A 26562-nucleotide genomic window follows, 5' to 3' on the forward strand; every position below is an offset into this window, starting at 1 on the left:
CCCCCGCTCAGACGACCGCGCCCGCCGCCGTCCCCGCCGCTGCTCCGGCGGATCAGATCGCCGCGCCCGCGAGCGAGCCCGTGGTGAACGCGGCGGTGGCCGTGACGCCCGCGCCCGTCGCCCCGGCGGAGCCCGTGCGCCGCTACCGCGAGCTGAACGACGCGGACCGCGAGAAGATGAACCGGCTGGAGCAGGCGGCGAACAAGGACCGTGCTCGCGCCGCGGAGCTGGAGAAGGAAGTCCGCCGCCTCAAGGGCCGCGCCGACACGCACGCGCGCATCCTGGCGGTGACGAAGTCCGAGGCCGACCTGGGCAAGGACAAGTACAAGGCGCTGGAGAAGCGCCTCAACCGCACGCTGCTGGAGCGCGACCTGCTTCGCCGGGCCATCAAGGACCTGGAGAAGAAGACGGGCATGCTCGCGGACCGCACGGAGCTGACGCCGGACGAGGTCGCCGCCAGCGACCAGCGCAGCGACGAGCAGGCCCGCGCCCGCGCCGAAGCGGAGGCCCGCGCCGCCGCCGCGGCCACGCCCACGGAAGCCCCGGCCGCCACCGAGCCGACGGCGCCCACCGAGGGCGAGGCGAAGCCTTCCGAGGCCCCGGCGTCCAACGCCTGAGCCGACTCCCGGATTGAAGCAAGAAGGCCCCGCCGTCCCCTCACCGGGACGCGGGGCCTTCGTGTTTCAGCGGTAGGACTCGACGATGTCGACGCCCGCCGAGGAGAACTCCAGGATGGCCGTTCCTGGCTTGGAGTCAGGCCGCTTCCGCAATTGCCCCTTGGAGAGCCTCGCCACGGCACAGATGGGGATCTTGTCGCCGTCGGGTGGATGCGCCTCGTAGTACCGGACGACCACCTGCGTGGTTGATGTCGAGCGTGACATTCGCTCCGTCACCCACGCGCAGGCGGAGGATCCGCATCGTGTTCAGCGCATCCTCGGGGCAGTCCTCGGGCTTGGGCGTTCCGTCCGAATGAAGCCCCACGCCCCCTCGGGTCGTGGTGCAGCCCAGCGACAGGGCCAGCACGAGGGCAGCCGGGGACCACTTGCGCGGTGCATTCATGTCGCGTCGATCTACTCCCGGATGAAACGCTGTTCCAGGACGAGGTAGGCCTGGGACAGGCCATCCGCGCGGAACAACTCCAACGCCAGTTGCTCCAGCCCCTGAGAGCCGTAGCAGCTTCAGTCGCGCGGGGGCGGCATCACCACCAGGGCTTCGGTGTTGGCGCGGGGCTCTCCAGTGCTGTCATCCACGCCGCCCACCACGAGCACGGATCCGTCTGGCAGCGCGGAGCAGGTGTGCCACACGCGCGGCTGCGGCATCAGCGTCAGGCCCAGCACGGTGGGCTGCGCGCCCGCATGGGGGGTGATCAGCTCCGCCCACGGGACCGCGTACGTCGTGCCGAAACCTGTCCCCCGCCCGCCTAGCGCCACGATGCGGCCGTCCGTCAGCGTCACCGCGCACAGGTTGCTCCGGGGCATCAACGCGGGACCGTCATTCACGTGGACCACGCCATTCAGGAGCTCGGAGGCGCCCACCGGGCGCGCGCCCTGCGCCGGATCCACGCCGTCGAAGCCGCCCATGACCAGGGGCAGTGGCTCCTCGTCCGCCCTGCCCAGCAGCGCCACGGCGGCGCCCACCCGAGGGACACGAAGGTCAGCCCCCGCGGCCAGTGAGTGGATGTCGTCGTCGCCGAACGAAAAGGCATCCACGTCTCTCCTGGCCCCTACGACAGTCGCTCCGCCCACGACCTGGAAGATCTTTCCGCCCTGCTCCACCGTCAGCGCCGCGTCCACGAAGGCATACGGGGCGGCGTAATAGACAAAGCGCCCTGTGGCCGCGTCGAAGCCTTCCATCGTGTCCACCGTGCTGCCGTCCGCCGCGCGTCCGCTGACCAGCAGCACCTGTCCCGCCGTATTCACCGCCGCCGCGTGCCGGTAGCGCGCCGCCTTGGGCGTGAGCTCACTCACCGCGCCCGCCGTCACGTCCACGAGGCGCGCCGTGGACTGCAACGACACAGGCGCGAAGGACTCCGCGCCGCCCGCCACGAACACGCGGCCATCCGGCAGCAGCGATGCCGTGTGGAAGGCCCTCGCGCCCACGGCCGGCCCGGCGCTGAACGTGCCGTCCGCCGGATTGAACACCTCCGTCGTTCCCGACACGGGCCTCGTCCCGTTTGCCTCTGGCAGGTAGCCACCGGTGATCAACACCCGCCCATCCGGCAGCGTCGTGGCCGTGTGCGCCGCGCGCGCTTCGGCCGGCAACGAGCACGTCCCCGGGTCCGACGCCAGGTTCACCGGCACGAACTCCCCCAGCCGCCGCAGGAACACCCGCACCTTGGGCGCCTGTCCCTCCGCCACGTCGAACGGCGGAGTGCGCCCCAGCGACACCAGCTGTCCGCCCTGGTCCGGTGCCCCCACGTAGGCCCGCACCTCCAGAACCCTCGCGCTGCCGGGCGGTAGGGCCGGCACGTCCTCTTCCGCCCACTCCACCGTCGACACCCGCTCGCGAGGCGTGTCGAGGCCCGGCCCCGTCACGCGGAAGCGCAGGTGCGTCACCCCGGCCAGGGGCTGGGTGCCAGCGCAGGAGGCGGTGAGCAGGTCCAGGGACGGGCGGACCTCCTTCTCCCCACAGGCGGAAGTGAGGGACACCAGGGCGGCGGCGAGGAGCGTGGAGCGGACGAAGCGCGGAGCCATGCGGTGGACGCTACCAGCCCTCCTCCCCGGAGGCTTGGAGTCCAGGCGGCCGGAAGCAGGCGGCGCGGTGGGGATTGCGCTGTAATGCGTCCGCTCCAGGACGTATGTCCTGTCCCCTCCTCCATGAAGCTCTCGCTCGCCACCCGCATCTTCCTGGGCTACGCGCTGGTGCTGCTGACGTTCGGGGCGGTGTCCCTCTTCAGCGTGGCGGAGCTGCACCGCAACCGGCTGGAGATTCGCCTGGTCAGCCAGGGCTACCTCCAGCTGTCCCAGGACGCCGCCGCGCTGGAGACCTTCCAGACCAGCCAGGAGAAGGACACCGAGCGCGTGCTGGAGCAGAACAGCGTGGAGACACGCCGCGCGCTCATCCGGCTGGCGAGCCTGTACTACGCACCCCAGATGGCCCAGCGCCTGGAGGCCGCACGCGCCAAGGCCCGCGAGGTGCTCACCTTCGCCCCGGAAGGCGAGGTGCCCTTCGTGATGGAGCTGGACTCGCGCTTCGCGGAGCTGGCGCGCAACTCCCAGGCCTACGGCCACGCGGTGGAGGCCGTGTTCACCGCGCTCGCGTCCGAGTCCCCTGAAAGCCAGGAGGTGGCGCGCGCCACCAACGAGCTGCGCCAGCTGGAGAGCGCCATCGGCCGTGAGCTGCGCGTGCTGCGCGCGACCTTGACCAACCGCATCCGCGAGCGCGTGGACGGCGCGGAGGAGCGCGAGCGCAGGACGGGCCTCACCATCATCGCGCTGTCCATCATGGCCATTGGCGTGGGCGTGGGCGTCACCGCGTGGTCCGCCCGCACGCTGCGCCCGGTGCGCACGCTGATTGAAGGCGTGTCCCGCATCGGCCGGGGCGACTACTCCGCCCAGCTGGGCGTGCGCGGCGAGGACGAGGTCGCCCTGCTCGCGCGCGAGTTCGACCAGATGGCCCGCTCGCTCCAGGCGCGCGAGGCACAGCTCAAGTCGCAGGCGGAGGCGCTGATGCGCGCGGAGCAGCTGGCCGCGATCGGCCGCATCTCCGCTCAAATCGTGCACGAGGTGCGCAACCCCCTGTCCTCCATCGGCCTCAACGTGGAGCTGCTCCAGGACGCGGTGGACAGCGCCCGGTTCGACTCGCAGGACACCGCCACGGAGGCGCGCGAGCTGCTCTCCGCCGTCACCCACGAGGTGGACCGCCTCACCGACGTCACCGAGCAGTACCTGCGCATGGCCCGCCCCGCCCGGCCGGACCTGGAGCCGGAGGACATCATCGCGGTGCTGGACGGCGTGCTCGACTTCACCCGCGAGGAGCTGGTGCGCGCGGGCGTGGAGGTGGTGCGCGACTTCGCGCCCGGCACGCCCCGCGTGCTCGCGGACCAGGGCCAGCTGCGGCAGGTGTTCCTCAACCTGCTCCGCAACAGCCGCGAGGCCATGCCCACCGGGGGACGGCTCACCGTGGCCACCGTCCCGCGTGAAGGGGACGTGGAGGTCACCGTTCGGGACACCGGCCCCGGGATGACGGAGGAGGCCCGCAGCCACCTCTTCGAGCCCTTCTTCACCACCAAGGAGGGCGGCACCGGCCTGGGGCTCGCGGTGAGCCAACAGATCCTCCAGGCCCACGGGGGCTCGCTCTCCTGCCAGAGTATTCCCGGCCAGGGAACGACCTTCGTGTTAAGGCTTCCTCGCGCATGAGCTTTACACCGTACCGGGACGTGCTGCCCTCCGGGCTGCGCGTCGTCACCGTCGAAACGCCCCACCTGCACACCGCCCTCCTGGCCGTCTACGTAAGGACCGGCAGCCGTCATGAGACGGTGGAGAACAACGGCGTCAGCCACTTCCTGGAGCACCTCTTCTTCCGGGGAAGCGAAGCCTGGCCGGACACGGTGAAGATGAACGCGGCCGTGGAGGAGGTGGGCGGAAACCTCAACGGCGCCACCACCCGCGACCACGGCTACTACTACACGCCGCTGCACCCGTCGCACCTGAGCGTGGGCCTGGACGTCATCGGCGACATGCTCACCCGCCCCCGCCTCACCGACATGGAGGTGGAGCGGCAGATCATCCTGGAGGAGATGCTCGACGAGGTGGACGAGAAGGGGCGCGACATCGACCTGGACAACCTGTCCAAGCGCCTGCTGTTCCCCGGCCACCCGCTGTCCCTGAAGATCGCCGGCACCCGCGAGTCCGTGAAGGCCCTCACCCACGCCCAGGTGCTGGAGCACTTCGCCCGGCACTACGTGGCCGGCAACCTGGTGGTGTCCGCCGCGGGCAGCGTGAAGCACTCGGAGGTGCTGGCCCTGGCCGAGCGCGCCTTCGCCCACCTGCCCAAGGGCAGCGCCACCACGGAGAGCGCGCCGCCGCCGCTGGGCCCCGGGCCGCACTTCCACTTCGTCTCCCACGACGAGTCGCAGACGGAGTTCAAGCTCACCTTCCGCGCCGTGCCGGAGCAGCACGAGGACTTCCCCGCGCTCCAGATTCTGCGGCGCCTGCTGGACGACGGACTGTCGTCGCGGCTGCCGTTCGAAATCGTGGAGAAGCGCGGCCTCGCGTACTCGGTGCAGGCGGGCCTGGACACGTACCACGACCTCAGCCTCTTCGAGATTGAAGCGGCCAGCGCGCCGGAGAAGGCATCGCTCGTGGTGGCGGAGGCGCTGCGCGTGCTCTCCGAGCTCTGCGAGAAGGAGGCGGGCGAGGAGGAGCTGAACCGCGCCAAGCGCCGCCACCGGATGCTGCTGGAGTTCTCCCAGGACTCGCCGGGCGAGCTGGCCGGGTGGTTCGGCGGGGTGGAGCTGTTCCGCCGGCCGGAGACGTTCGGCCACCGCGCGGATCAGGTGGACCGCCAGACGGCCGCGCGCGTGCGGGAGGTGGCCCGGCGCTACTTCACGCGGGAGAACCTGCTCGTGGTGGCGGTAGGCCAGCGCAAGGGGCACAAGGCGCTGGAGAAGGTCGTCATGGACGCGGAGGGGCTGCCCTCCTCCGCGCCCGCCGTCAGCGCCGCCCGCGGATGATGATGGGCCCCGTCGGGGCCTTCTTCTTCTTGGGCGTCGCCTTGTCGATGGCCTTCTGGATGCGCAGGTACTCGGGGTTCTGCGGCTCGCGCTTCAGGGCCTCTTCGATGAGCTTCTTGCCGCGCGGCAGCTGCGTCTCGAATTGGGCGTAGAGGTTCGCGAGCGCGGCCTTCTCCTCCACGGTCGCCTCGTTCAGGCCCGTCAGCCGCTCCAGCACCTCCTGCGCCTCCGGCTTGCGGCCGGCCTTCAGGTGCAGCCGCCACAGGCGTGACAGCGCGGGCGGGAAGGCGGGCTCCGCCTTGAGGGCGAAGCGGTAGCTGTCCTCCGCCCCGCGCGCGTCGCTCTGCTCCTCCAGCACGCGGCCGCGCACGTACAGCGCGCGGGCGAAGCGCGGGCGCAGGTGCAGCGCGCGGTCCACCAGCTGCTGGGCCTCCGACGCGCGGCCCTGGGCGCAGACGATCTCCGCCAGCCACGCGACGGCCTCCGCGTTCTCCGCGTCGTCCTCCAGCAGCTTGCGGAGCGCGCCCTCCGCTTCTGCCGGGCGCCCGAGCGCCATGAGCACGCGGGCCTTCATCGCCACCACGTCCGTGGTGTCCGCGTCCTCGGGCGGCACGGACTGGAGGTCCGCTTCCGCCATGTCGCTGACGCCGCTCATCAGGAAGTAGCGCGCACGCAAGAGCCGCGCGGGGGTGAAGCTGGGGGTGCCCTGGAGCACGCGGTCCATCAGGTTGGCCGCGAGCAGCTCCTCGCCCTTCATGAGCAGGATTTCGGCCTCCACCGTCTTCGTGGGGGCGTCGTCCGGGTTCTCCCGGAGGATGCGCTCCAGCGTGGTGAAGGCCTCGTCCGGCTGCCCCTGCCGCGCCTGGAGGCGGGCCAGCGAGAGGATGTCCTCCTTGGACAGCTTGCCCTCGTCCCGCAGCGACACGAGCGTGGAGATGGCCTGGGGAATCTGCCCCTCCCCCATGTACAGGTCGGAGAGCTGCTTCTGGATGACGGGGTCCGTGCCCGCGATAAGGCCCTCCGCCTGCTTGAGCGTGAGGATGGCCGCGCCCGGGTTGCCGGCGCCCTGGTGGGCCCTGGCCAGGAGGAGGAGCGGCTCCACGCTCTCTGGCGCGGCGTTGGCGGCCTTCTGCAGCTCGGAGATGGCGCGGACGTACTGTCCCTTCGTGAGCGCTTCACGGCCCTGGGACAGGGAGTTCTGGACCTGGACGGCCTGTTTCTGCGCGGCCGCCGTCTCTGGGTCCTTGCAAGCAAGCGGCAGGAGCAGGACGAGCGTCCAGGGGCGGGGGAAAAATCGAGGGGGCATCGCTGAGGGACAGGGTAGCGGATGTTATCCTTCTCCGTCGATGGACCCTTTCGTGCGCCGCCTCGTGGAGAGGCTTCATGATCCCAGCCGGCCGCTGTCGCGGAACCGGCACTTCCACACGTTCGACACCCCCGAGGGTCGAATGGCGCTGAAGGTGTTCCGCCGTCTGCGCAGCCTCCAGCAGGACATCCTGGCCTGTCACAAGGAGGGCCGCCGCGCCCGCATCTCCCGCCAGGTCAACCCGGATGGCGACCACCGCATCGAGCTGTGGATGGAGCGAGTCGCGGGCCGCCGCGTGTCCATGCTCCAGCCCGCGGAGTACGAGCTGCTCGCCCGGCTGCCCGGAGTCCGTGACGCGCTGGAGATCCTGGACGAGGCGGCCTGAGGCCCCGGCGCCGCTAGAAGACCCAGGGCCCCAGCCCCGTGGGTGCCCCGTCGCACGCCGCCCGCAGCCGCGCCTGGGCGTCCTCGTAGGAGAGCCGGGCCGCGTCCGCCTTGAGCGTGGGTGACGCCCAGTCCCGCCACGAGCGCAGCACCGCGACGTGGCGGCCGTCGTCATCCTGCGCCTCGGAGAAGTGGACCAGCAGCCGTGCCTCCAGCGCCTCGCGCGCCTTGGTCCATGGGCCTTCCTTGTCCAGGGGGACGCGTTTGTCCCGCTCCACGGTGGAGAGCAGCGCGCGTGCGTCCGGGGACAGGCCCTGGAGTGACGGGCGGCGGCGCGCGGGCTCCATGGCGACGCGGTAGACGGCGGGCCAGAGCGTGGGGTCCACGAAGGCGACCTTGCCCTCCACCAGCCGCACCGCGAGCACGTCCTTCGACGCGCGCAACATGCGCCCCAGCCGGTACGCGAGGCGCCCCTTCGCGTGGTCGCGCCAGCTGCCGGTGGGCCTGCCGCCCATGACCTGTTCGACGAGGGACGTGGGCCCGTGGGTGGGCACCTCGGTGATGACGTGGCGCGTGCGCACCAGCTCTTCCGCGTCCCTCAGCGTCTTGATCATCCGTGTTCCCCTCTCCGGGGCGGCCGTGTGCGGACGCCCATGGAGAAAACATTCCGCGCGAGGGACGGATTCCGTCGCCTGCCTCCTTCAGGGCTTCGCGGCCTGGGACACCTGCCACTGTCCTGGCGTCATCCCGCTCCAGCGGCGGAAGGCGCGGGTGAAGGCGCTGGGGTCGCTGAAGCCCAGGAGGAAGGCGATCTCGAAGTGGGGCAGCTGTCCGTCGCGCAGGAGCTGGAAGGCGCGGTCGCGGCGCACGGCGTCCTCCAGGCCCGCGAACGTGACGCCCTCCTCCCGCAGGCGGCGCTGGAGCGTGCGCTCACTCACCGCGAGCCGCGTCGCCACGTCCGCGGGGATGAGGTCCCCCGTGCGGGGCTGGGCCGCGAGCACCTCCTCCACGCGCTCGCGCCAGGAGCGGACCTCGTGGGCCTCCACCCGCGCCAGTTCCGCTTCGGCGCGGGCGTGGAGCAGGTTGCCCAGCTCGATGTCCGCGTGGCGGATGGGGAGGTTCGCGGCGGCCTCGTCACCCTGCATGAGGTTGGCGCTCGCGCCGTACTCGATGCCGACGCCGAGGAACTCCTCCACGGCCGGCGAAGCCGCATGGCGAGGATGCGTGACGCACACGCGCGTGGGGCGCCAGTCCTCGCCGCTGAGCTCGCGGCCGCTGGCCACCATCGCCACGAGCAGCCCCTCCACGGGGTGCTTCAGGCGCGAGGCCCATTCATCCTGCGGGTCCAGCTCCAGCTCCACGCGCATCATCCCGGGCAGCTGGAGGACTCGCCATGTCGTGCGCGGGTCCAACAGCGCGTGGATGCGACAGTAGCGCTGGAGGGACGTGCGCAGGTCGGGGCTGTTGACCAGCACGTAGCCCACGAGCCCCACGTGGGTGGGCTCCAGCGCCTGCGCGAGCCGCACGGCCAGCGGCTCGGAGCCGCCCACCTCGACGAGCAGGGCCCACACGCGCTGGAGCGCCGCGTAGGGAACCCGCACGTCCGGTCGCGCGAGCAGGGCTTCGTCCACGCCCACCGCTTCGAGCAGCCGCTCCCGGGCGATGCCCAGCGACAGGCCCACCTGGAACAGGGGGCGGAACAGCGAGGATTGGAGCGTCTGGGGACGCATCGCGGGCCAGCATGGCCTGACGTCCCCTCGCCTCGCAATGCGCGGTGGCGCCCGCGGACAATGCGTTGGCGCCCCGGGACCATGCACGCGGGGCATGTGGGGCGCGATACCTCCCTCCAGGAGGAAGCGCCCGATGACCACCGCCACCGCCACCGCCACTGTCACCCGTCAGCCCCCGGGCCCCCGGGGCCACCTGCTCATGGGCATCCTGCCCGACGTGCGCCGCGACATCCTGGGCTGCCTGGGCACCCTCCATCGCGAGTATGGCGACGTGGTGCGCTACCGGCTGGGCCCCATGCGCTCGCACCTGGTCGCGCATCCGGACGCCGTGAAGCACGTGTTGCAGGACCACGTGAAGAACTACACGAAGGAACACCTCACGTACCGCATGGGCCGGTGGATCACCGGCAACGGCCTGCTCACGAGCACGGGGGACTTCTGGCTCCGTCAGCGGCGGCTCGCGCAGCCCGCCTTCCACCGGCAGCGCATCGCGGGCATGGCCGCGGGCATGGTGCGGCAGACGCAAGTGCTGCTCCAGCGCTGGGAGACGGCCGCCGCGAGCGGCACGCCCGTGGGCATCAACGAGGAGATGATGCGGCTGACGCTGGCCATCGTCGGAGAGGCCCTCTTTGGCACCTCCGTGGAGGCCCAGGCCGAACGGGTGGGTGCGTCCTTCACCGAGCTGAGCCAGCAGATCGCCGAGCGCTTCCGCACCTTCCGCATGCTGCCGCCCGTGCTGCCCACCCGCTACGACCGCGCCTTCCGCGACGCGCGCGCCACGCTGCTGGGGACCGTGCGGGGCATCATCGCCACCCGGCGCCAGCGCGGCGACGACACGGGCGACCTGCTCTCCATGCTGATGCTCGCGCGCGATGAGGACACGGGCGAGGGCATGACGGACGAGCAGTTGGGGGCCGAGGTGATGACGATGCTCCTCGCCGGCCACGAGACGACGGCCACGTCGCTGAGCTGGGTGTGGGGACTGCTATCGAAGCACCCGGAGGTGGAGGCCCGGATGCACGCGGAGTTGGACGCGGTGCTGGGTGGACGCACGCCCACGGTGGAGGACGTGCCGAAGCTCGGGTACACGAAGCAGGTGGTGGAGGAGACGATGCGGCTGTATCCCGCCGCGGTCATCTTCAGCCGCAGCGTGAAGGAGGACGACGTCATCGGCGGCTTCCGCATCCCGAAGGGGACCTCCGTGGACGTGAGCCCCTACGTCACGCAGCGCCATCCGGACTTCTGGGAGGAGCCCGAGGCCTTCCGTCCGGAGCGCTTCGCCCCTGAGGCCGCGGCGAAGCGCCACCGCTTCGCGTACTTCCCCTTCAGCGGAGGGCCAAGGCAGTGCATCGGCAACAGCTTCGCGATGATGGAGGCGCAGCTCGTGCTGGCCACCGTGGCCCAGCGCTACCGCCTGCGCGAAGCGCCCGGCTTCACGCTGGAGCCGGATTCGCACCTGACGCTGCGGCCCAAGGGCGCGCTCCCCATGTATCTTGAGCGCCGGAGCTGAGCACTCATTGGGACGGCACGGACGCGCGCTCCGGATACACCGACTCGCAGTGCGCGTTGGCGCCCGCGGACCCTGCACGCGGGGCATGGCGGCGTGATACTTTTGCACCCGATGACCACCGCCACCGCCACCGTCACCCGTCGGCCTCCGGGTCACCGGGGCCACCTGATCATGGGCATCCTGCCCGACGTGCGCCGCGACCTCCTGGGCTGCATGAGCACGCTTCATCGCCAGTACGGGGACGTGGTGGGCTACCGGCTGGGCCCCCAGCGCGCGCACCTCATCGCGCATCCGGACGGCGTGAAACACGTGTTGCAGGACCACGTGAAGAACTACACGAAGGAACACCTCACGTACCGCATGGTCCGGTGGCTCACCGGCAACGGACTGCTCGTGAGCACGGGGGACTTCTGGCTCCGTCAGCGGAGGCTCGCGCAGCCCGCCTTCCACCGGCAGCGCATCGCGGGCATGGCCGCGGGCATGGTCCGTCGCACGGAGGCGATGCTCCAGCGCTGGGAGCCGGCCGCCGCGAACGGGACGCCCCTGGGCATCAGCGAGGAGATGAAGCGGCTGACGCTGACCATCGTCGGAGAGGCCCTCTTCGGCACGTCCGTGGAGGACCAGACCGAACGGGTGGGCGTGGCCTTCACCGAACTGGGCAAGCAGATTGCCGAGCGCTTCCGCACCTTCCGCATGCTGCCGCCCGTGCTGCCCACCCGCTACGACCGCGCCTTCCGCGCTGCGCGCGCCTCGCTGCAGGAAACCGTGCGGGGCATCATCGCCACGCGGCGCGAGCGCGGCGACGACTCGGGTGACCTGCTCTCCATGTTGATGCTCGCGCGCGACGAGGACACGGGCGAGGGCATGACGGACGAGCAACTGGGGGCCGAGGTGATGACGATGCTCCTCGCCGGCCATGAGACGACCGCCACGGCGTTGAGCTGGACGTGGGGACTCTTGTCGAAGCACCCGGAGGCCGAGGCCCGGATGCACGCGGAGCTGGACGCGGTGCTGGGAGGACGCGCGCCCACGTTGGAGGACATGCCGAAGCTCGGGTACACGAAGCAGGTGCTGGAGGAGACGATGCGGCTGTACCCGTCGGTGCCCATCTTCAGCCGCACCGTGGACGAGGACGACGTCATCGGCGGCTTCCACATCCCGAAGGGGACGTCGGTGAACTTGTGCCCCTACGTCACGCAGCGCCATCCGGACTTCTGGGAGGAGCCGGACGCGTTCCGGCCGGAGCGCTTCGCCCCCGAGGCCGCGGCGAAGCGCCACCGCTTCGCGTACTTCCCCTTCAGCGGGGGCCCCCGGATGTGCATCGGCAGCGGCTTCACGATGATGGAGGCGCAGCTCATCGTGGCCACCGTGGCCCAGCATTACCGACTGCGCGAAGCGCCCGGCTTCACGCTGGAGCCGAACGCGAACCTGACGCTGTGGCCGAAAGGCGAGCTCCCCATGTACCTGGAGCGTAGGAGCTGAGCTCGCCGCGGTGCCGGGGTGCGCTCCCGCTACACCGGGAGCGCCGGAACCCGCCGCTTCACGGGGGCGTCACGGAAGCGCGCTGCACCTGCGTGACACCGGGCAGCGTGGGCGCGGGGTTGAGCGCCTGGACCAGCATGGCGCGCAGGGCCTCCGTGAGGTCCTCCCCTGGAGCAATCACTCCGGCCGGAGCGCCCTGCAACGGTGCCGGGACCTCCGTGCCCACCACCACGATGGGGATGCGGACCTCCCACGCCAGGTAGTGCGCCAGCCGCACCGCCGGCTCCGAGTTGTCCATCAACAGCGCGCCAATGGCCCCCGCGCTGAACGGACGCCACAGCGGTCGCGCGGCCTCCGCGGGCGGCAGCACGCAGAAGTCCACGTTCAGCACGTCGCTCAGCTCCAGGCGTCCCAGCGTCCCGAAGCCGCTCTTCACCGCGGTCGGGTCCGCCGACATCGCCTCCAGCCCCGGCACCCGCGCCAGGATGCGGCGCGCCGCGGACGAACCACTGCCACACACGAAGACCTTCGCCGTCGCCACCTTCGCCAGCGTCCGCGTGCGCAACAGGCGCCCGCGCAGCGCGTGGACTTCCGCCGCGCCGATGAGGTCTCCCGCGCCCAGGTTCTGGCCTTCGCTCTCCGTGGGCCGAGCCACGCCCTTCTGGAGCAGCGTGGACAGCACGCCCAGCACTTCCATGTCCGTCGCGGGCGCCAGGTCCAGCACCTCGCCCAGCGCGCGGGGCTGGCGCAGCAACTCCATCACCTGCGCCGTCACCGGGTGCTGCTCCTCGGACAGGTCCACCTCCGGCGCCAGCATCAGCCGCGTGTGGCGCGGCGGCAGGCCCGGCAACAGGCGGTTCACCTCGTCCGACTGGCGCATGCCTTCCAGCAGCGCGTCGTCCATGGCGCGGTTGATGCGCGGACGCGCGGCGCTGGTGCCGGGCGTGAAGGTGAAGTTGCCCTCCGTCCACGCCAACAGCCGGAACAGCGCCTTCTCCCCTTCCACCCTCCCCAGCCGCGCGTTCACCGTGCGCCCATCCGAGACGGTGATCTCCCCGCGCTCCGAACCGCGCTCCAGCGACAGGCGCCCGTTGCGCTTGTTCATGCCCAGAATCTGCATGAGGTCCGGGATGCTGAGCTGGCTGAGCGAACCTTCGATTTCCTGCTGCTCGCTCTTGAGGTCCTTGGCCGCCTCGTTGCGCCGGAAGATGTGCTCGATGCGGCTGAGCACTTCGTCCAGGTTGAAGGGCTTGCGCAGCGTGCCGTCCCGCATGCCCCGCGCCCGGTCCGAGTCCAGGCTGGACGTGGTGAGCACCACCGGGATGTCTTCCGTGCGCGGGTTGGTGCGAAGGATCTGCACGAACGTGCGCGCGTCCAAGAGCCGGCACGCCTCGTCGAAGAGCGTCAGGTCCGGGTGCCGGAGCACCGCGACCTCCAGCGCCCGCGAGCCATCCGGCGCGTAGTGCACCTGATAGCCCTTCGTGCGCAGCGCCCGCGACAGGGCGCGCACCGAGTCGAGGTCGGGGTCGGCGATGAGGATCTTCCGCACCTGGGCCAAGGTCGCTTGCTCCGCTTCGTGACGTCAGTAGGGCTGCAGGTCGTATTCGGCCTGCAGCTTGGAGATGAGCCCGTCCACCACCGCGGTGTCCGAGGTATGGAACCCCCACGTCGCGCCCCGCCCGCGCCGCTGGATGAGCGCGTACGACGCGCTCTCCGACAGCCAGAGGATGAACTCGTGGCGCGCCACCCGCTCATCCCCTTCCAGGAACACCGGCGTGAGCGCCGCGTGCGACTCCAGGTCCACGCGGCGGCCCAGCAGGTAGATGCGAGACGACAGGTCCGGCGGCGCCTGCTCCAGGCCCACCGCCAGGGGCAGGTCCGCGCGGATCTCCGGGCCGCCCACGTAGAGCAACCCGCGCGAGCCCGGGTCGCGCACCAGCTCCCGGGCGATCTCCACCTGGAGTTCGTCGAAGAGCACGTCCGCCACCTTGCCCCGGCGGCTGGGCTCCGCGCGGTCGTCCGTGGGCAGACGCGGGCTGTTGGGCGTGCCCAGAAGCAGGTCCACCTCGTCCCAGAACGGCAGCCCGTCCAGCATCAGCCGGCGCTGGAGCGACGCGCGGCGCTCGTCCATGCGGCGGCGGCAGCGGTGCACCAGCTCGTCGAAGTCCTCGCCGTCCTTGGGGAACGTGCTCGCCCCACCCACGAGCGCCAGCGGCAGGCGCTGCTCCACGTCCTGCACATCCGGCTCGTCGCGCACGGCGGCGACGGCGCGGCGCACGAACATCATCGCGCCGAAGAAGTCCGTCTCCGGCAGGAGGAGGTAGAACTCCTGGTCGCTCGCCTTCGCGATGACGTCCGAGTCGCGGATGATCTTGCTGAGCGCCTTGATGATGCCGCGCACCGCCTTCTTCGCGTCCTGCGCCCCCAGCCGCACGCGCACCAGCGGCAGGTTGTCGATGCTGAAGGTCAGGAGCGAGAACGTGCGCCCGTACCTGCGCGCCTTGTAGATCTCCTTGGACGCGTAGTCGGTGAAGTAGCTGAGGTTGTACGCGGCGGTGTCGCGGTCGCGCAGGCCCAGGCGCTGGAGCGCCATCAGCTTGCGGCCGTTCTTCACGCCCACCGCGGCGAAGTCCGCCAGCACCTTCGCGTCGCGCGTGTGCTCCAGCCGGAAGTCGCCGGTGAGCGGGTCGGACAGCTGCGCCAGGCCCATCACCTCCCCGGCGGCCACCAGCGGCACGTACAGCACCGGCGAGCGCTCATCGCGCGCGAGCCACGGAGCGGCTTCGCGCAGGCGCAGGGACAGCGGCCCCTCCGGGCTCATCTTCTCCGGCAGGAACTGCTTGTCGAGCAGGCCCCGGTAGGAGCGCAGCGCCAGGTCTCCCCGGTCGTCCACCACCCACAGCGCGGCGCTCTGCGCGTCGCACACCGCGCCCAGGTCCGCGATGACGCGCTCCTGGAGCCATTCCAGATCCGGATGGGAGAGCAGCTCCAGGCAGCGCTGCTGGAGGTTGTGGAAGCGGGCGAACTCAAGGTTCTCGTCCTGGAGCCGGGCGCGCTCGTGGCGCAGCTGGGCGCGCTCCATGGCGCGGTCCACCGCGAGCAGCAGGTCCGACTCCTCCACGGGCTTGACGAGGCAGTCCGCCACGCCCAGGCGCAGCGCGACCTCCGAGCCCTGCACGTCGTCGCGCGTGCTGACGAGGATGACCTCCTGCTCAGGGTCGCGTTCGCGCAGGCGCGCGGTGAGCGAGAAGCCGTCCACGCCGGGCATCACCACGTCGGTGAGCACCAGGTCGAACGTCGCCCGGCCCACCTCTTCCAGGGCCAGGGTGGCGTTCTCCACCGCCACCACGCGGTGCCCCCGGCGCGACAGCAGGTCCGTGGCGAGTTGTCGGAAGAACAGGTCGTCGTCGACGACGAGGATGGGACCGGCCACGGCACTCGGGGGGCGAAGGGAGGAAAACCGAAGGCTATCGGGCCCTTGGAAGCGCGACAACGCCTTCGAAGACGAAGGCCACGGGGCCTCGGAGCCGGATGTCGGACAGGTCGTCCGGAACGCGGATTCTCAGGTCGCCGCCCGGCAGCGTGACGCGCAGCCAGGCATTCGAGGGCAGGCGCTTCGCCAGCACGGCCGCCACGGCGGACGCACACGCCCCCGTCCCACAGGCCTGGGTGAGGCCGCAGCCGCGCTCCCAGACGACGACGGTGAGGCCGTCCTCGTCCACGCGGACGAACTCCACGTTGGTGCGGTCCGGGAAGGCGGGGTGCCGCTCCAGGCCGGGGCCCAGGCGCTCGGCGGCCTCCAGGGGCTGGTCCAGGAGCACCAGGTGCGGGTTGCCCATGTTCACCGCGGTGCCGAGCAGTCCCTCATGGCCAGGCACGGGGGCGCTCACGAAGGGCTGGCCGGTCGTCCCGGAGGGCAGGTTCGCGGCCACCAGCCGGGCCGGGCCCATGGAGATGTCCACGCCGACGACGCCGCCGTCGCCGTAGCCGGGCTCGCAGGTGAGGACGCCGGCCCCGGTCTCCACGTCGATGAGCGCCGGGTGCTGGCCGGAGTGGTCCACCAGATACTTCACCGCACAGCGCAGGCCGTTGCCACACATCTCCGCGATGCTGCCGTCGGCGTTGTGGACGACCATGCGGGCAAGGCCGCGGGACGACGGGAGGATGGCGAGCACCCCGTCCGCGCCGATACCCCGGCGCCGGTCGCACAGCCAGCGGGACTGCTCCGCGTCGATGTCCACGCCGGTGCGGCGCCGGTCCAGGACGACGAAGTCATTGCCCAGGCCGTGGTACTTGAAGATGCGTTCGCTTGCGTCCACGGGGGGAAGTGTAGACGCCCGCGTTTATTCGCGCTCGCCGACCTTCTTGGGCGAGGCGGGAACGTCCAGGGCAGGCAGGGCCCGGCGCGAGGCGCCAGGGGCGCTGGCGCGGCGCAGCTCGGCCAGTTCGGCCTCCCGGGCGGCGAGCTGGTCCTGCATCTTCTCCACGTGGGCCTGGAGGACCTCCATCTCCGCGGCCATCTCCAGCACGTCCTCCGGGGGCGCGGGGGGGGCGGACTTCGCTTCCTCCAGGGCCTGGATCAGGGTCTCGCGTTCGGTCTCCAGCGCTTCCAGCCGGGCCTGCTGTTCGCGGATCCGCGCGGAGAGCTGGTCGCGTTCAGCGCGCTCGGTGTCCAGGAGACGCGCGGCATCCGCGGCGGCGGTCTCCAGGGAGTTGGTCCGGCCCTCCAGGCGGACGCGGGCGGCGCGGGCGACCGTCAGGTCCGACTGGAGGCGCTCGCGCTCGGAGTCCGCGCGGCGGGCATGGGCCTCGGCGTCGGCGGCTGCCTGGGTCAGGGCGGCGACGCGGGACTCCAGCGCGGCCTGTTCGGTCCGCGCGTCCTCGAGCGCCGTGGCGAGGCGGGCCTCCATGGCGGCGAGGGATTCGCGGGTCTGTTCGGCGGACCGGGCGAGGCGGGCTTCGAGTTCGGCCTGTTCCGTCGAGGCGCGCGTCTGGGCTTCCGAGAGACGGGCGTCGCGCTCCGCGTTCGCGGAGTCGGCTTGAGCGGTGAGGTCCGCGATGCGGGCCTCGAGTTCGGCGCGCTCCGCCGCGGCGCGGGCGGTGGCGTCCGCGAGCTGGGCCTCGATGGAGGACTTCTCCTCGCGGGCCTGTTCGGTGAGTTCGGCGAGACGGGCTTCGAGTTCCGCCCGCTCCGTGCCGGCCTGGGCGAGCGCTTCGGTCAGGCGCAGCTCCAGCTCGGCCTGCTCCGTGCCAGCCTGGGCGGTGGCTTCCGCGAGCCGGGCTTCCAGGTCGGTCCGTTCCCGCTCCGCGCGCGTGGTGAGGTCCGCGAGCTGTGCCTCCAGGGCGGCGGTGCGTTCGTTCCCGGTCTGGACGGTCTCCGTGAGCCGGGCCGCTTCCGCGCGCGCGGCTTCCAGCTCCGCGCGCAGGCCTTCCAGCGCGGACTCCAGGTTCGTGGCCTTGCCCGCGAAGCGGCGTGCGGTTTCGAGCTGCACCACGAGCACTTCCGCGTGCTCGCGAGTCGCGGCGAGCCGGTCGCTGGCGTCCACCAACTCCGCTTCCAGCCGGCCGACCTGCTGGCTCCGCTCATGCAGCGCGGCGTGTGCCCGTTGCAGCTCGGAGCCCAGGCGCATCAACTCCTGGTGCGCGGCGCCCAAGCGGGCCGTCTCGGCGCGCAGGCCTGTCAGCTCCTGCTCCTTCAGCCCCAGCTGCGCGCGCAGTTCGTCCAGGTCCTGCTGCTGCCGCTCGGTCCGCGAGAGCGCGCCTTCCAGCTGCGCCTCCATGGAGACCCGCAGGGCGCTGGCCTCGCGAAGCTCCTGCTCGCGCGCGGTCAGGGACTCCGTGAGACGCGCGGCCCGGGCTTCGGACTCGCGTGCCGCGTCCTGCGACTGCGAACCCTCCGCGAGCCGGGCCTCCGCTTGCGCGAGCGAATCCTCCAACGCGCTGAGGTTCGCGGTCTCCGCGGCGAGCCGGAACTCGACTTCTGACAGGGAGGCTTCCAGTCCGACCCGGCGAGAAGTCTCGGAGGCGGCGCGCTTCTCCGCGTCCGACAGTGCCTGCTCCAGGGTGGAGAGGCGGGCCTCCGCGTCCTTCAACGAAGCTTCCAGCTCGGAACGGCGAGCAGACTCGGCGGCGACCGTGGACTCCGCCGAGGCGATGGACGCTTCCAGTTCAGAGCGGCGGGTGGACTCCGCGGCCTGCCGGACGTCGACCTCCGCGAGCGATGCTTCCAGCTCGGCACGCCGAGTGGACTCAGAGGTCTGCCGGGCCTCTGCTTCCGCGAGCGATGCTTCCAGCTCGGCACGCAGAGTGGATTCAGCGGTCTGCCGGGCCACGGCCTCCGCGAGCGCCGCTTCCAGCTCAGCACGTCGCGTGGACTCAGCGGCCTGCCGGGACTCCTCCTCCGCGAGAGCCGCTTCGAGTTCGGAGCGCCGCGTGGATTCGGCAGCCTGCCGGGACTCCGCCTCCGCGAGCGCCGCTTCCAGTTCAGCACGGCGCGTGGACTCCGAGGCAAGCCGGGCCTCGGCCTCCGCGAGCGTCCGCGCCAGCGATGCATGGCGCTCGGTCTCCGTGGTCTGCTGGGACTCCGCCTCCGCCAGGGACTGCTCCAGCGAAGTCAGGCGTGCGGCATCCGCTGCATGACGGGCCTTCGCGTCCGCGAGCGCCTGCTCCAGCTCGGCCCTCTGAGAGGACACGGCGGCATGCCGGGCCTCCGCCTCCGCCAGGGCCTGCTCCAGCGTGGTCCCGCGCGCGGTCTCGGTCGCGAGGCGGGCCTCGGCCTCCGTGAGGGCCTGCTGCATCGCGGGGAGACGGGCGGCCTCTTCGGCGAAGCGGGACTCGGTGTCCGACAGTGACGCTTCCAGTTCGGCGCGGCGGGCTTCGACTTCCGCGAGCCGCGCCTGGACAGCGGCCCGTGCCTGCTCCGCTTCGGTCAGGCGCTCGCGCTGGGCCGCGGACTCCGCGCGCAAGGTCTCCAGCTCCGAGTGGAGCGCGGCATCATCCTTCGCACGCGACTCGCGGTCGCGAGCCTCCTGCGTACGCGCATCATCGAGCGAGGACAGCGCCTCGACCTCGGACCGCCGCGCCTCGGTGAGCTCCGCGCGCAGCTCGCGCACCGTCGCGTCCAGGGCCGCCTGCGATTTCTTCGCCTCTTCCAGCTCCCGGACGTAACCACGCGCCTCGTCCGCCGACGCCGCGTGCGACTGCCGCAGCTCCAGCAGCGCGGCGTCGTTCGTACGCTGCGCTTCGGCGAAGGAGGCCTGGACCTCCGAAAGGGTCTGGCGCGTCTGCTCGAAGGCGGCCTCGGTGGACAGCCGCGCGGCACGCGCCGCCGACAGGTCCGTCTCGAGCCGCGCCCGGGCCTCCTGAGCCGAAACCCGCGAGGCTTCAGCCCGGGCACGCTCCTCTTCCAGCGCCGAAGCGGAGTCCTGCTGGAGCTGGGCGAGCGACGCCTCCAACCGGGCTCGCTGCGAGCGCTCCTCCTCAAGAACCGTGCGCGCCACGCCCAGCGCGGCATCCAGCCGCAGCCGGTCCGCTTCCAGGGCGCTCTGCGCCTCGTTCCACGAAGACTCCGAGCCCTCCAGCTTGGAGCGCAGGGCCCGCTCCGCGTCGAGCGACTCCTGGAGGTTCGCGATCGCCACCTGCGCACGGGCCTGTTGCTCACGCTCCGACAGCAGCTGCGCCTGCGTATCGGCGAGCAACGCCTCCCAGCGAGCCGCGCGCTCCTGCTCGTTGCTCAGCGCTTCGCGAGCCGCGTCGAGCTCCGCCTGCAACGAAGCCCGGGCCTTCTGCTCCCGAGCCAGGTCCTCCTGGATGAGCGCCGTCAGGGCTTCCGAGTCGGTCAGCTCCTGCCGCAGCGAGCGGAGCGTTGCCTCCAGCTCCGTGCTCCTCGCCTCGGCGGTTTCGCGCGCCTGGTTCGACTCCGCGAGCCGGGCCCCGTGTTCCCACACCTCACGGGCCAGGGTGTCCCGTGCTTCGGAACGGGCCTGTTCGACCGCGGCCGCGAGGGCCTCCGCGGCACGAGCCTCCGCCGCCGCGAGCCGGGCCTCCGCCTCCGCGCGCACGTTGGCGAGCACCTGCTCCGTCTGGCCGCTCGACTCGGCGCGGGCGTCGGCGAGCGCGGTGGCCGCGCGGGCTTCGACTTCGGCACGCACCTCCGCGAGCATCCGCGCGGCGCGGACCTCTGCCTCCTCCAGCTGCCGGACCCGCTCGGCCTCGGACTCGGCGCGGGCTTCGGCCAGCGCCTGGGCCCGTTTGGCCTCCGCCTCGGCACGCGCTTCCGCGAGAGCCTGCTCGGTCCGAGCCTCGACATCCGCCAGTTGCCGGCTCCGCTGAGCCGAGGCCGTTGCACGGACCTCGGCGAGCGCCTGCTCGCGTCGGTGCTCCGCCTCCGCCAGGGCCGCGGCCCGTTCAGCAGCGGCGTCCGCGAGCGCCTTCGCCACCCGAGCATCCGCGTCGGCCCGCGCTTCGGCCAGAGCCCGCTCGACACGAGCATCCGCGTCGGACCGGGCCGCATCCAGCGCCTGAGCCGCCTCGCGCGCATCCGCCAGGGCCCGCTCGACACGGGCATCCGCGTCGGCCCGGGCCTCCTCCAGCGACTGCGCGAGCCGGGCCTCCGCCTGCTCACGGGCCTCCGTCAGCGCGAGCTCCGTGAAAGCCCGTTCGTCCTCCAGCGCCTTCGCGAGCCGCGCCTCCTCCTGCTCGCGGGCCTCCGCCAGCGCGCGCTCCTGCCGCGAATCCGCGTCGGCGTGCGCGGCGGCCAGCGCGTTCGTCACCCGCTCGTCGGCCTCGGCCCGAGCCTGGGCCAGCGCCTCGTCCAGCCGCGCCTGCGCCTGGCCCCGCTCCGCGTCGATGGCCTGGACGAGCGCGGCCTCCACCCGGACGCGCTCCGTCTCCGCCGCCACCAGCCGCTGCCCCGCCACGTGCTGGGCGGATTCAACGCGCTTCTGCTCCGCCTCCAGCGACTCCAGGCGCAGCCCGGCCGCGTGGAGCTCTTCCTCCAACCGCGCCGCCAGCGCCCGGGCCGCCGACTCCGACTGCGCGCGGCCCTCCAGATCCTGCCGCAGCCGTTCTTCCGCCGCACGCGCGCTGGCAAGCTCCGTCTCCAGACCGCGCTGCAACGCCTCGCGCTCCGCGAGCCGCGCCTCCGCGTCCTTGCGCGCCCCTTCGGCGGAGTGCATCCGCTGCTGGGCCTCGGCGAGCTCCCGGCGCGCTCGCGCCAGCTCCGCATCCTTCACCGGCACCGCGTCGCCCGCCGTCCGCGCCGACTCCTGCGCGCGCGCCAGCTCCGCCTTCAGGTGCTCCACCGCCGCGAGCGCCGTCGAATACTGCTCCGCGATGCGCAGCTCCCGCTCGCGAGCCGCCTCCGCCTGACGCCGCCGGTCCTCGGCCGAGTCCTGCGCGCGCTCCGCCGCCAGCCGGTCCCGCTCCCGGTCGATGCGCAGCGAGCCCAGCTCGTCCTGCAGCGCGCGCAGCTCCGTGTACGCCTGCGTCAGCCGCTCACGCGACTCGTCCAGCGTCGCCGCCGTCTCCTCGCGCCGCGCCCGCTCCAGCCGCAGCGTCTCCTGCGCGGCCAGCACCTGCACACCCGCGTCCGCCTGCGCGCGCTGCGCCGCCTCCACCTCCAGGCGCTGCGCCGTCAGCCGCCGGTCCGCATCCGCGATCCGCTCCGTCGCGACCTGCAACTCCAGCTCACGGCGCCGCAGCCGGCTGCTCAGGTCGTCCCGCTCGCGCGCGGACTCCACCGTGCCGCGGGCCTGCTCCAGCTGCGCGGTCAGCCGCGCCATGTCGTGCCGGGCACCCTCCAGCGCAGGCTTGAGCGCCACGACCTCCGCCTCGCGGTCGCCAATCTCCGCGCGGAGCTTCGACACCGCTTCCTTCAGCCGCCCCGCCCGCTCCTCCCACGTCTTCGCCCGGGCCGCGACCTCGTCCAGCTTGCCGCGCGTGAAGGCCAGCGGCTCCGGCGGCAGCTGCACCCACGTGGGGTCCACCACCCGCGCCGGCTCCAGGCCCGCCATCACCACGAAGTACGCCGCCTCGCTGTGCCGCACGAGCGAGCCGTCCACCTGCAGCCCTTCGCCCCGCTCGAACGCGAGCTGGTAGCCCAGCACCGGCGACTGCGTGGCCACCTCCACATGGGGGAAGTGCGCCGTCAGCGCGTCCAGGAGCTGCCCGTACGTGGGCGGCACCGTCTCTTCCGGCTCCAGCAATTGCGGCAGCGCCAGCCCCGCGATGTTGCGCAGGCCTCCCATCAGGAAGCCCTGCCGGGCCACCAGCCGCGCCAGCTCCGCCAACAGCTCCGGCGCCCGCACGTAGGGCGCCAGGTCCGTCACCAGCACCAGGTCGAAGCTTCCCGCCTCCAGGTCGTCATAGACGTTGGCGCGGTAGCGCACCTGCGGGTGCGCATGGGCCTTCTGCGCCGCCTCCACCGCGGCCACGTCCGCGTCGCACGCCACCACGGTGCGCGCGCCCCGCTCCACCAGGAAGCGCGCGCTCTCGCCGCCCGTGGACGCCACGGCGTCGACCTCGAGCACACGTCGGCGCGCGAACAGGCTCTCCGCGAAGATGTAGCGGGGCAGCAGCTCGCTGGGCCCCATGCGACGAAAGGTGGATTGCAAATGATGATCCCGGCGGGGCGCAAACTGTAGCGTTGGAGTCCCAGAAGACCCAATTTCAGGTTTCGACCCTCACGGGCCCACGCCCGTCCGACCGGAGAGCAGGCGACATGACCACCCATTCACCGCAGGGATTCGGCTACCGGGCCCGCCGCACCTTCACCCGGCTCGTCGTCTTCCTCGTCATCCTGGGCCTGGGTGGCGGCGTCGTCTTCCTCCTGGGCCAGCTCAACGCCCGCACCTTCACCGTCGTGCAGGAGGGCGGCGAGCTGGTGGTGATGAAGGGCCGCGCCCTGCCCACCGGCGCCGCCGCCTACCGCCCGGGAGACCCGCGCCTCGCGGACGCCTACGCCCCCCTCCCCCTGGAGGGCCAGGACGTCACCCTGCTGACGCAGCAGAAGTTCACCGACCGCGACGACCTGGACCGCGCCCTCTTCCCCCTCCTGGAGACCCTGGCCCGCCCGCGCATCGCGTCCGGCGAACCCGCCAAGGTGGAGCGCGGCCTCTATTACCTGCGCCGCGCGGAGAAGCTCTCCGGCATCACCGAGGAGCAGCGCAGAAGCCTCCAGTCCATGCTCACCGACGTCGCCTTCTACCAGGCGCGTCAGAAGCTGGAGGACGCCCGCCGCCTCGTGTCGGAGGGCCTGGCCCAGCTCAAGCTCGCCGCGGAGACGGAGAACCGCCACGCCCGCGCCGCCAACCAGATGCTCACCACCGTGGGCCCCACCGCCCGCGACCTGGAGGAGGCCCTGCGCCGCGCCGTCCACAGCGAGAGCGCCCCGAACAACACCCCTGTAGCACCGGCGCCCCGGCAGCCCGCCCCGCCACCCGCCGGTGAAGCGGCTGGAACGCCTCCGTCAGCCGCCCCAACCTCCGACGCGGGCCCCCAGCCCTGATCTCCAGGGGTTGGGTGACCCTATGAAAAACATGGGGCCCAACCAGCATTTGCGCGCCTGTAAATGTCGGCCGGAAGACGCCCAGAAGAGTGTCGGTGAGTGATCATAGATTGCAATGATCGATCCCAACGTCACGCAGGGTTTACACAGGATCTAGCGTTGACACACCGGGTGACCCCCCATAGGTTGGGTCCCGTCGAGCGCTTCCCTCCATGCCCGGGGGGACGCTCCGGAGCGCGGAGGCAGCGTGTGGTTTCCTTGACCGACACACACTTCTGCCTCACAAGTAACTACATGTCGGGCTGTTGTCGCCAAGCCCTCGGATCCTGATCGCAAGTCAGGTCCTCCCCGCCATCACCGGAGCCGTCACCCACGGGGTCAGTCCACCCTGGTGGCTCCGCTTTGCCTTGTCCTGGAAGTGAGACGCCCGTGACCGTCCAGACGCCTTTCAAGCCGAACGCCGTCGCCTCGCCGCCCCCCGACTCCGCCGCCGTGGCGCCCGCCACGCAGGCCCCGTCGGCTCCCGGCGACTTCGCCACCACCATGCGGGTGAAGAAGCGCAACGGCACGGCGGAGCCGGTGGACCTCAACAAGATCGTCCGCGCGGTGGGCAAGTCGTGCGTGGGCCTGTCGCGCGTGGACGTGATGCGCGTGGCCACCAAGACCATCAGCGGCCTGTATGACGGCGCCACCACGCGGGAGCTGGACAGCCTGTCCATCCAGACCGCCGCGGCGCTCATCGTGGAGGAGCCCGAGTACGCCCGGCTCTCCGCGCGCCTGCTCTCCACCTTCATCCAGAAGGAGGTCAGCAACCAGGACATCCAGTCCTTCAGCCAGTCCGTCGCCGCGGGCCACAAGCACGGCCTCATCGCGGACCGCCTGCTCACCTTCGTCCAGGCCAACGCGCGCAAGCTCAACGCCGCCATCGACCCGGTCCGCAACGACCTGTTCGAGTACTTCGGCCTGCGCACCGTCTACGACCGCTACCTGCTCAAGAACCCGCAGACGCGCGAAGTGATTGAGACGCCGCAGGACTTCTTCCTGCGCGTGGCGTGCGCCCTGTCCGGCGACAACGCGCGCGAGGCCATCGAGCTCTACCGGCTGTTCAGCTCGCTGGAGTACCTGCCCTCCTCCCCCACCCTGTTCAACTCCGGCACGCGCCACGAGCAGCTCTCCAGCTGCTTCCTCCTGGATTCGCCGGCGGACGAGCTGGACGCCATCTACAAGAAGTACTCGGACATCGCGATGCTGTCGAAGTTCAGCGGCGGCATCGGCGTGGGGTACCACCGCGTGCGCGCGCGCGGCTCGCTGATCAAGTCCACCAACGGCCACTCCAACGGCATCGTCCCGTGGCTCAAGACGCTGGACGCGTCCGTGGCGGCGGTGAACCAGGGCGGCAAGCGCAAGGGCGCGTGCTGCGTGTACCTGGAGACGTGGCACGCGGACATCGAGGACTTCCTCGAGCTGCGTGACAACACCGGTGACGAGGCCCGCCGCGCGCACAACCTCAACCTGGCCAACTGGGTGCCGGACCTCTTCATGCGCCGCGTGGAGGCCGACCAGGAGTGGAGCCTCTTCGACCCGAAGACGACGCCGCACCTCACCGACCTCTTCGGTGACGCCTTCGACAAGGCTTACGTGGCGGCGGAAGCGCAGGGCCAGGCCGTGCGCAAGGTGAAGGCGCGCGACCTGTACGCGCGGATGATGAAGGTGCTCGCCCAGACGGGCAACGGCTGGATGACCTTCAAGGACATCTCCAACCGCAAGAGCAACCAGACGGGCCAGCCCGGCAACGTCATCCACCTGTCCAACCTGTGCACCGAAATCCTGGAGGTCACGAGCCAGGGTGAGACGGCGGTGTGCAACCTGGGTTCGCTCAACCTGGGCCGCATGGTGAAGGACGGGAAGTTCGACTTCGACCAACTGCGCTCCAACGCGATGCTCGCGCTCAAGCAGTTGGACCGCGTCATCGACCTCAACTACTACCCCATCCCCACCGCCGCGGACTCCAACCGCCGCTGGCGCCCGGTGGGCCTGGGCCTGATGGGCCTCCAGGACGTCTTCTTCCAGCTGCGCCTGCCCTTCGACTCCGTGGAGGCGCGCAACCTGTCCAAGAAGATCTCCGAGGAGATCTACTACGCGGCGCTGGTCACCTCCTCCGACCTGGCGGAGCAGTTCGGCGCACACCCGTCCTTCCCGGAGACGCGCGCGGCCAAGGGCGAGCTCCAGTTCGACAGCTGGGGCATCGTCCCGGAGGACACGCTGCGCTGGGACGCGCTGCGCTCGCGCATCATGAAGGTGGGCCTGCGCAACTCGCTGATGATCGCCATCGCGCCCACGGCCACCATCGCGTCCATCGCCGGCTGCTACGAGTGCATCGAGCCGCAGGTGTCCAACCTCTTCAAGCGCGAGACGCTGTCCGGTGACTTCCTCCAGGTGAACCGCTACCTGGTGCGCGACCTGCAGCAGCTGGGCCTCTGGAACGAGAACACCCGCAACCGCATCAAGCTGGCCGAAGGCAGCGTGCAGGACCTCACGGAGCTGCCGGAGGAGCTGCGCGCCATCTACCGCACCGCGTGGGAGATCCCCATGCGCTCGCTGCTGGACATGGGCGCGGACCGCGGCGCCTTCATCGACCAGAGCCAGTCGCTCAACCTCTTCGTGGAGACGCCCAACATCGGGAAGCTGTCCTCGATGTACTTCTACGCGTGGCAGAAGGGGCTCAAGACGACCTACTACCTGCGCTCGCGCCCGGCGACCCGCATCGCCAAGGCCACCGTGGGCCAGGGTGGCCCGACGATTACCGCCGCCCCCACGCCCGCGCCGCAGACAGTGACCGCGGAGGCGGAAGCGGTGGCGTGCTCGCTGGAAAACCCCGAGGCGTGCGAGGCGTGCCAGTAGTCCCTGGCCGTCCCCACCCCACCCGTCCTTCGTTTCGTAAGGGAGTGCCGAAGCAATGCTGCTTGATCC

General features: G+C 71.5%; 16 protein-coding genes and 1 pseudogene. 8 read left to right on the forward strand and 9 right to left on the reverse strand.

From position 1 onward, the window contains the following. Window positions 1–617 (forward strand): annotated as a pseudogene (locus tag D7V80_RS18260) (cell envelope biogenesis protein TolA); the annotation flags it as partial. Between the two features lie 66 nt (window positions 618–683). Here D7V80_RS18260 and D7V80_RS43955 read toward each other — a convergent pair. Both D7V80_RS43955 and D7V80_RS18270 read right to left on the reverse strand, forming a co-directional pair. Next, complete coding sequence (locus D7V80_RS43955; protein WP_370452510.1) at window positions 684–881, reverse strand: hypothetical protein; 198 nt, start codon at window positions 879–881, stop codon at window positions 684–686. 297 nt (window positions 882–1178) lie between these two features. Continuing rightward, a complete protein-coding gene (locus D7V80_RS18270; protein ID WP_120589382.1) occupies window positions 1179–2693 on the reverse strand; it encodes a kelch repeat-containing protein in 1515 nt (504 codons plus the stop codon). 123 nt (window positions 2694–2816) lie between these two features. Here D7V80_RS18270 and D7V80_RS18275 point away from each other — a divergent pair, with 123 nt between their 5' ends. Both D7V80_RS18275 and D7V80_RS18280 read left to right on the forward strand, forming a co-directional pair. Continuing rightward, window positions 2817–4358, forward strand: a complete 1542-nt coding sequence (locus tag D7V80_RS18275; protein WP_120589383.1) for a HAMP domain-containing sensor histidine kinase — start codon at window positions 2817–2819, stop codon at window positions 4356–4358. Then, window positions 4355–5674: a pitrilysin family protein gene (locus tag D7V80_RS18280; protein WP_120589384.1), complete on the forward strand. Its 1320-nt coding sequence runs from the start codon at window positions 4355–4357 to the stop codon at window positions 5672–5674. The genes D7V80_RS18275 and D7V80_RS18280 overlap by 4 nt, the downstream gene beginning before the upstream one ends. Here D7V80_RS18280 and D7V80_RS18285 read toward each other — a convergent pair. Continuing rightward, on the reverse strand, window positions 5655–6980 hold the full coding sequence (locus D7V80_RS18285) for a lipopolysaccharide assembly protein LapB (protein ID WP_120589385.1): 1326 nt from the start codon (window positions 6978–6980) through the stop codon (window positions 5655–5657). The genes D7V80_RS18280 and D7V80_RS18285 overlap by 20 nt on opposite strands. Before the next feature lie 40 nt (window positions 6981–7020). Between D7V80_RS18285 and D7V80_RS18290 the strand changes: the two genes are divergently transcribed. Further along, window positions 7021–7365: a hypothetical protein gene (locus tag D7V80_RS18290; RefSeq protein ID WP_014395261.1), complete on the forward strand. Its 345-nt coding sequence runs from the start codon at window positions 7021–7023 to the stop codon at window positions 7363–7365. A 13-nt stretch (window positions 7366–7378) separates the two neighbouring features. Here D7V80_RS18290 and D7V80_RS18295 read toward each other — a convergent pair whose 3' ends face one another. Then, on the reverse strand, window positions 7379–7978 hold the full coding sequence (locus D7V80_RS18295) for an RNA methyltransferase (protein ID WP_120589386.1): 600 nt from the start codon (window positions 7976–7978) through the stop codon (window positions 7379–7381). A gap of 87 nt (window positions 7979–8065) precedes the next feature. After that, complete coding sequence (locus tag D7V80_RS18300; protein WP_158616659.1) at window positions 8066–9094, reverse strand: AraC family transcriptional regulator; 1029 nt, start codon at window positions 9092–9094, stop codon at window positions 8066–8068. Between the two features lie 133 nt (window positions 9095–9227). Here D7V80_RS18300 and D7V80_RS18305 point away from each other — a divergent pair, with 133 nt between their 5' ends. Then, entirely contained in the window at window positions 9228–10604 is a 1377-nt protein-coding gene (locus tag D7V80_RS18305; RefSeq protein WP_120589388.1) for a cytochrome P450, read from the forward strand. Window positions 10605–10715: 111 nt separating this feature from the next. After that, complete coding sequence (locus D7V80_RS18310) at window positions 10716–12086, forward strand: cytochrome P450 (protein ID WP_120589389.1); 1371 nt, start codon at window positions 10716–10718, stop codon at window positions 12084–12086. Between the two features lie 58 nt (window positions 12087–12144). On the opposite strand, the gene D7V80_RS18315 is transcribed toward D7V80_RS18310, so the two are convergent. From D7V80_RS18315 to D7V80_RS18330, 4 genes are read right to left on the reverse strand one after another with little or no spacing between them, the layout of a single operon-like run. Beyond that, window positions 12145–13644 (reverse strand): DUF4388 domain-containing protein, encoded by a 1500-nt coding sequence (locus D7V80_RS18315; protein WP_014395256.1) that lies wholly within the window; start codon window positions 13642–13644, stop codon window positions 12145–12147. A gap of 24 nt (window positions 13645–13668) precedes the next feature. Beyond that, window positions 13669–15519 carry a response regulator gene (locus D7V80_RS18320; protein WP_014395255.1) on the reverse strand — a complete coding sequence of 617 codons (1851 nt, stop codon included), beginning with the start codon at window positions 15517–15519 and terminating at the stop codon, window positions 13669–13671. A gap of 34 nt (window positions 15520–15553) precedes the next feature. Beyond that, the gene (dapF, locus tag D7V80_RS18325; RefSeq protein WP_120589390.1) at window positions 15554–16405 is read right to left on the reverse strand and encodes a diaminopimelate epimerase; all 852 of its coding nucleotides are present in this window, start codon (window positions 16403–16405) and stop codon (window positions 15554–15556) included. 24 nt (window positions 16406–16429) lie between these two features. Then, on the reverse strand, window positions 16430–22678 hold the full coding sequence (locus D7V80_RS18330) for a methyltransferase domain-containing protein (protein WP_233585477.1): 6249 nt from the start codon (window positions 22676–22678) through the stop codon (window positions 16430–16432). A 128-nt stretch (window positions 22679–22806) separates the two neighbouring features. Here D7V80_RS18330 and D7V80_RS18335 point away from each other — a divergent pair, with 128 nt between their 5' ends. Together D7V80_RS18335 and D7V80_RS18340 are read left to right on the forward strand one after the other, a co-directional pair. Next, entirely contained in the window at window positions 22807–23592 is a 786-nt protein-coding gene (locus D7V80_RS18335; RefSeq protein ID WP_120589392.1) for an IF-2 protein, read from the forward strand. A 543-nt stretch (window positions 23593–24135) separates the two neighbouring features. After that, a complete protein-coding gene (locus D7V80_RS18340; RefSeq protein WP_199738736.1) occupies window positions 24136–26493 on the forward strand; it encodes a ribonucleoside-diphosphate reductase subunit alpha in 2358 nt (785 codons plus the stop codon). The last annotated feature ends 69 nt before the right edge of the window (window positions 26494–26562 follow it).

Origin of the sequence: Corallococcus sp. CA054B (assembly GCF_003611625.1) — a bacterium.
Lineage (GTDB): Bacteria > Myxococcota > Myxococcia > Myxococcales > Myxococcaceae > Corallococcus > Corallococcus coralloides.

Excerpts from the sequence above, each read along its gene's own strand:
- D7V80_RS18270 (WP_120589382.1), bottom strand. The coding sequence starts at position 2,693 with ATGGCTCCGCGCTTCGTCCGCTCCACGCTCCTCGCCGCCGCCCTGGTG.
- D7V80_RS18300 (WP_158616659.1), bottom strand. The coding sequence starts at position 9,094 with ATGCGTCCCCAGACGCTCCAATCCTCGCTGTTCCGCCCCCTGTTCCAG.
- D7V80_RS43955 (WP_370452510.1), bottom strand. The coding sequence starts at position 881 with ATGTCACGCTCGACATCAACCACGCAGGTGGTCGTCCGGTACTACGAG.
- D7V80_RS18285 (WP_120589385.1), bottom strand. The coding sequence starts at position 6,980 with ATGCCCCCTCGATTTTTCCCCCGCCCCTGGACGCTCGTCCTGCTCCTG.
- D7V80_RS18290 (WP_014395261.1), top strand. The coding sequence starts at position 7,021 with ATGGACCCTTTCGTGCGCCGCCTCGTGGAGAGGCTTCATGATCCCAGC.
- D7V80_RS18295 (WP_120589386.1), bottom strand. The coding sequence starts at position 7,978 with ATGATCAAGACGCTGAGGGACGCGGAAGAGCTGGTGCGCACGCGCCAC.
- D7V80_RS18275 (WP_120589383.1), top strand. The coding sequence starts at position 2,817 with ATGAAGCTCTCGCTCGCCACCCGCATCTTCCTGGGCTACGCGCTGGTG.
- D7V80_RS18305 (WP_120589388.1), top strand. The coding sequence starts at position 9,228 with ATGACCACCGCCACCGCCACCGCCACTGTCACCCGTCAGCCCCCGGGC.
- D7V80_RS18310 (WP_120589389.1), top strand. The coding sequence starts at position 10,716 with ATGACCACCGCCACCGCCACCGTCACCCGTCGGCCTCCGGGTCACCGG.
- D7V80_RS18330 (WP_233585477.1), bottom strand. The coding sequence starts at position 22,678 with ATGGGGCCCAGCGAGCTGCTGCCCCGCTACATCTTCGCGGAGAGCCTG.
- D7V80_RS18280 (WP_120589384.1), top strand. The coding sequence starts at position 4,355 with ATGAGCTTTACACCGTACCGGGACGTGCTGCCCTCCGGGCTGCGCGTC.
- D7V80_RS18340 (WP_199738736.1), top strand. The coding sequence starts at position 24,136 with ATGCGGGTGAAGAAGCGCAACGGCACGGCGGAGCCGGTGGACCTCAAC.
- D7V80_RS18335 (WP_120589392.1), top strand. The coding sequence starts at position 22,807 with ATGACCACCCATTCACCGCAGGGATTCGGCTACCGGGCCCGCCGCACC.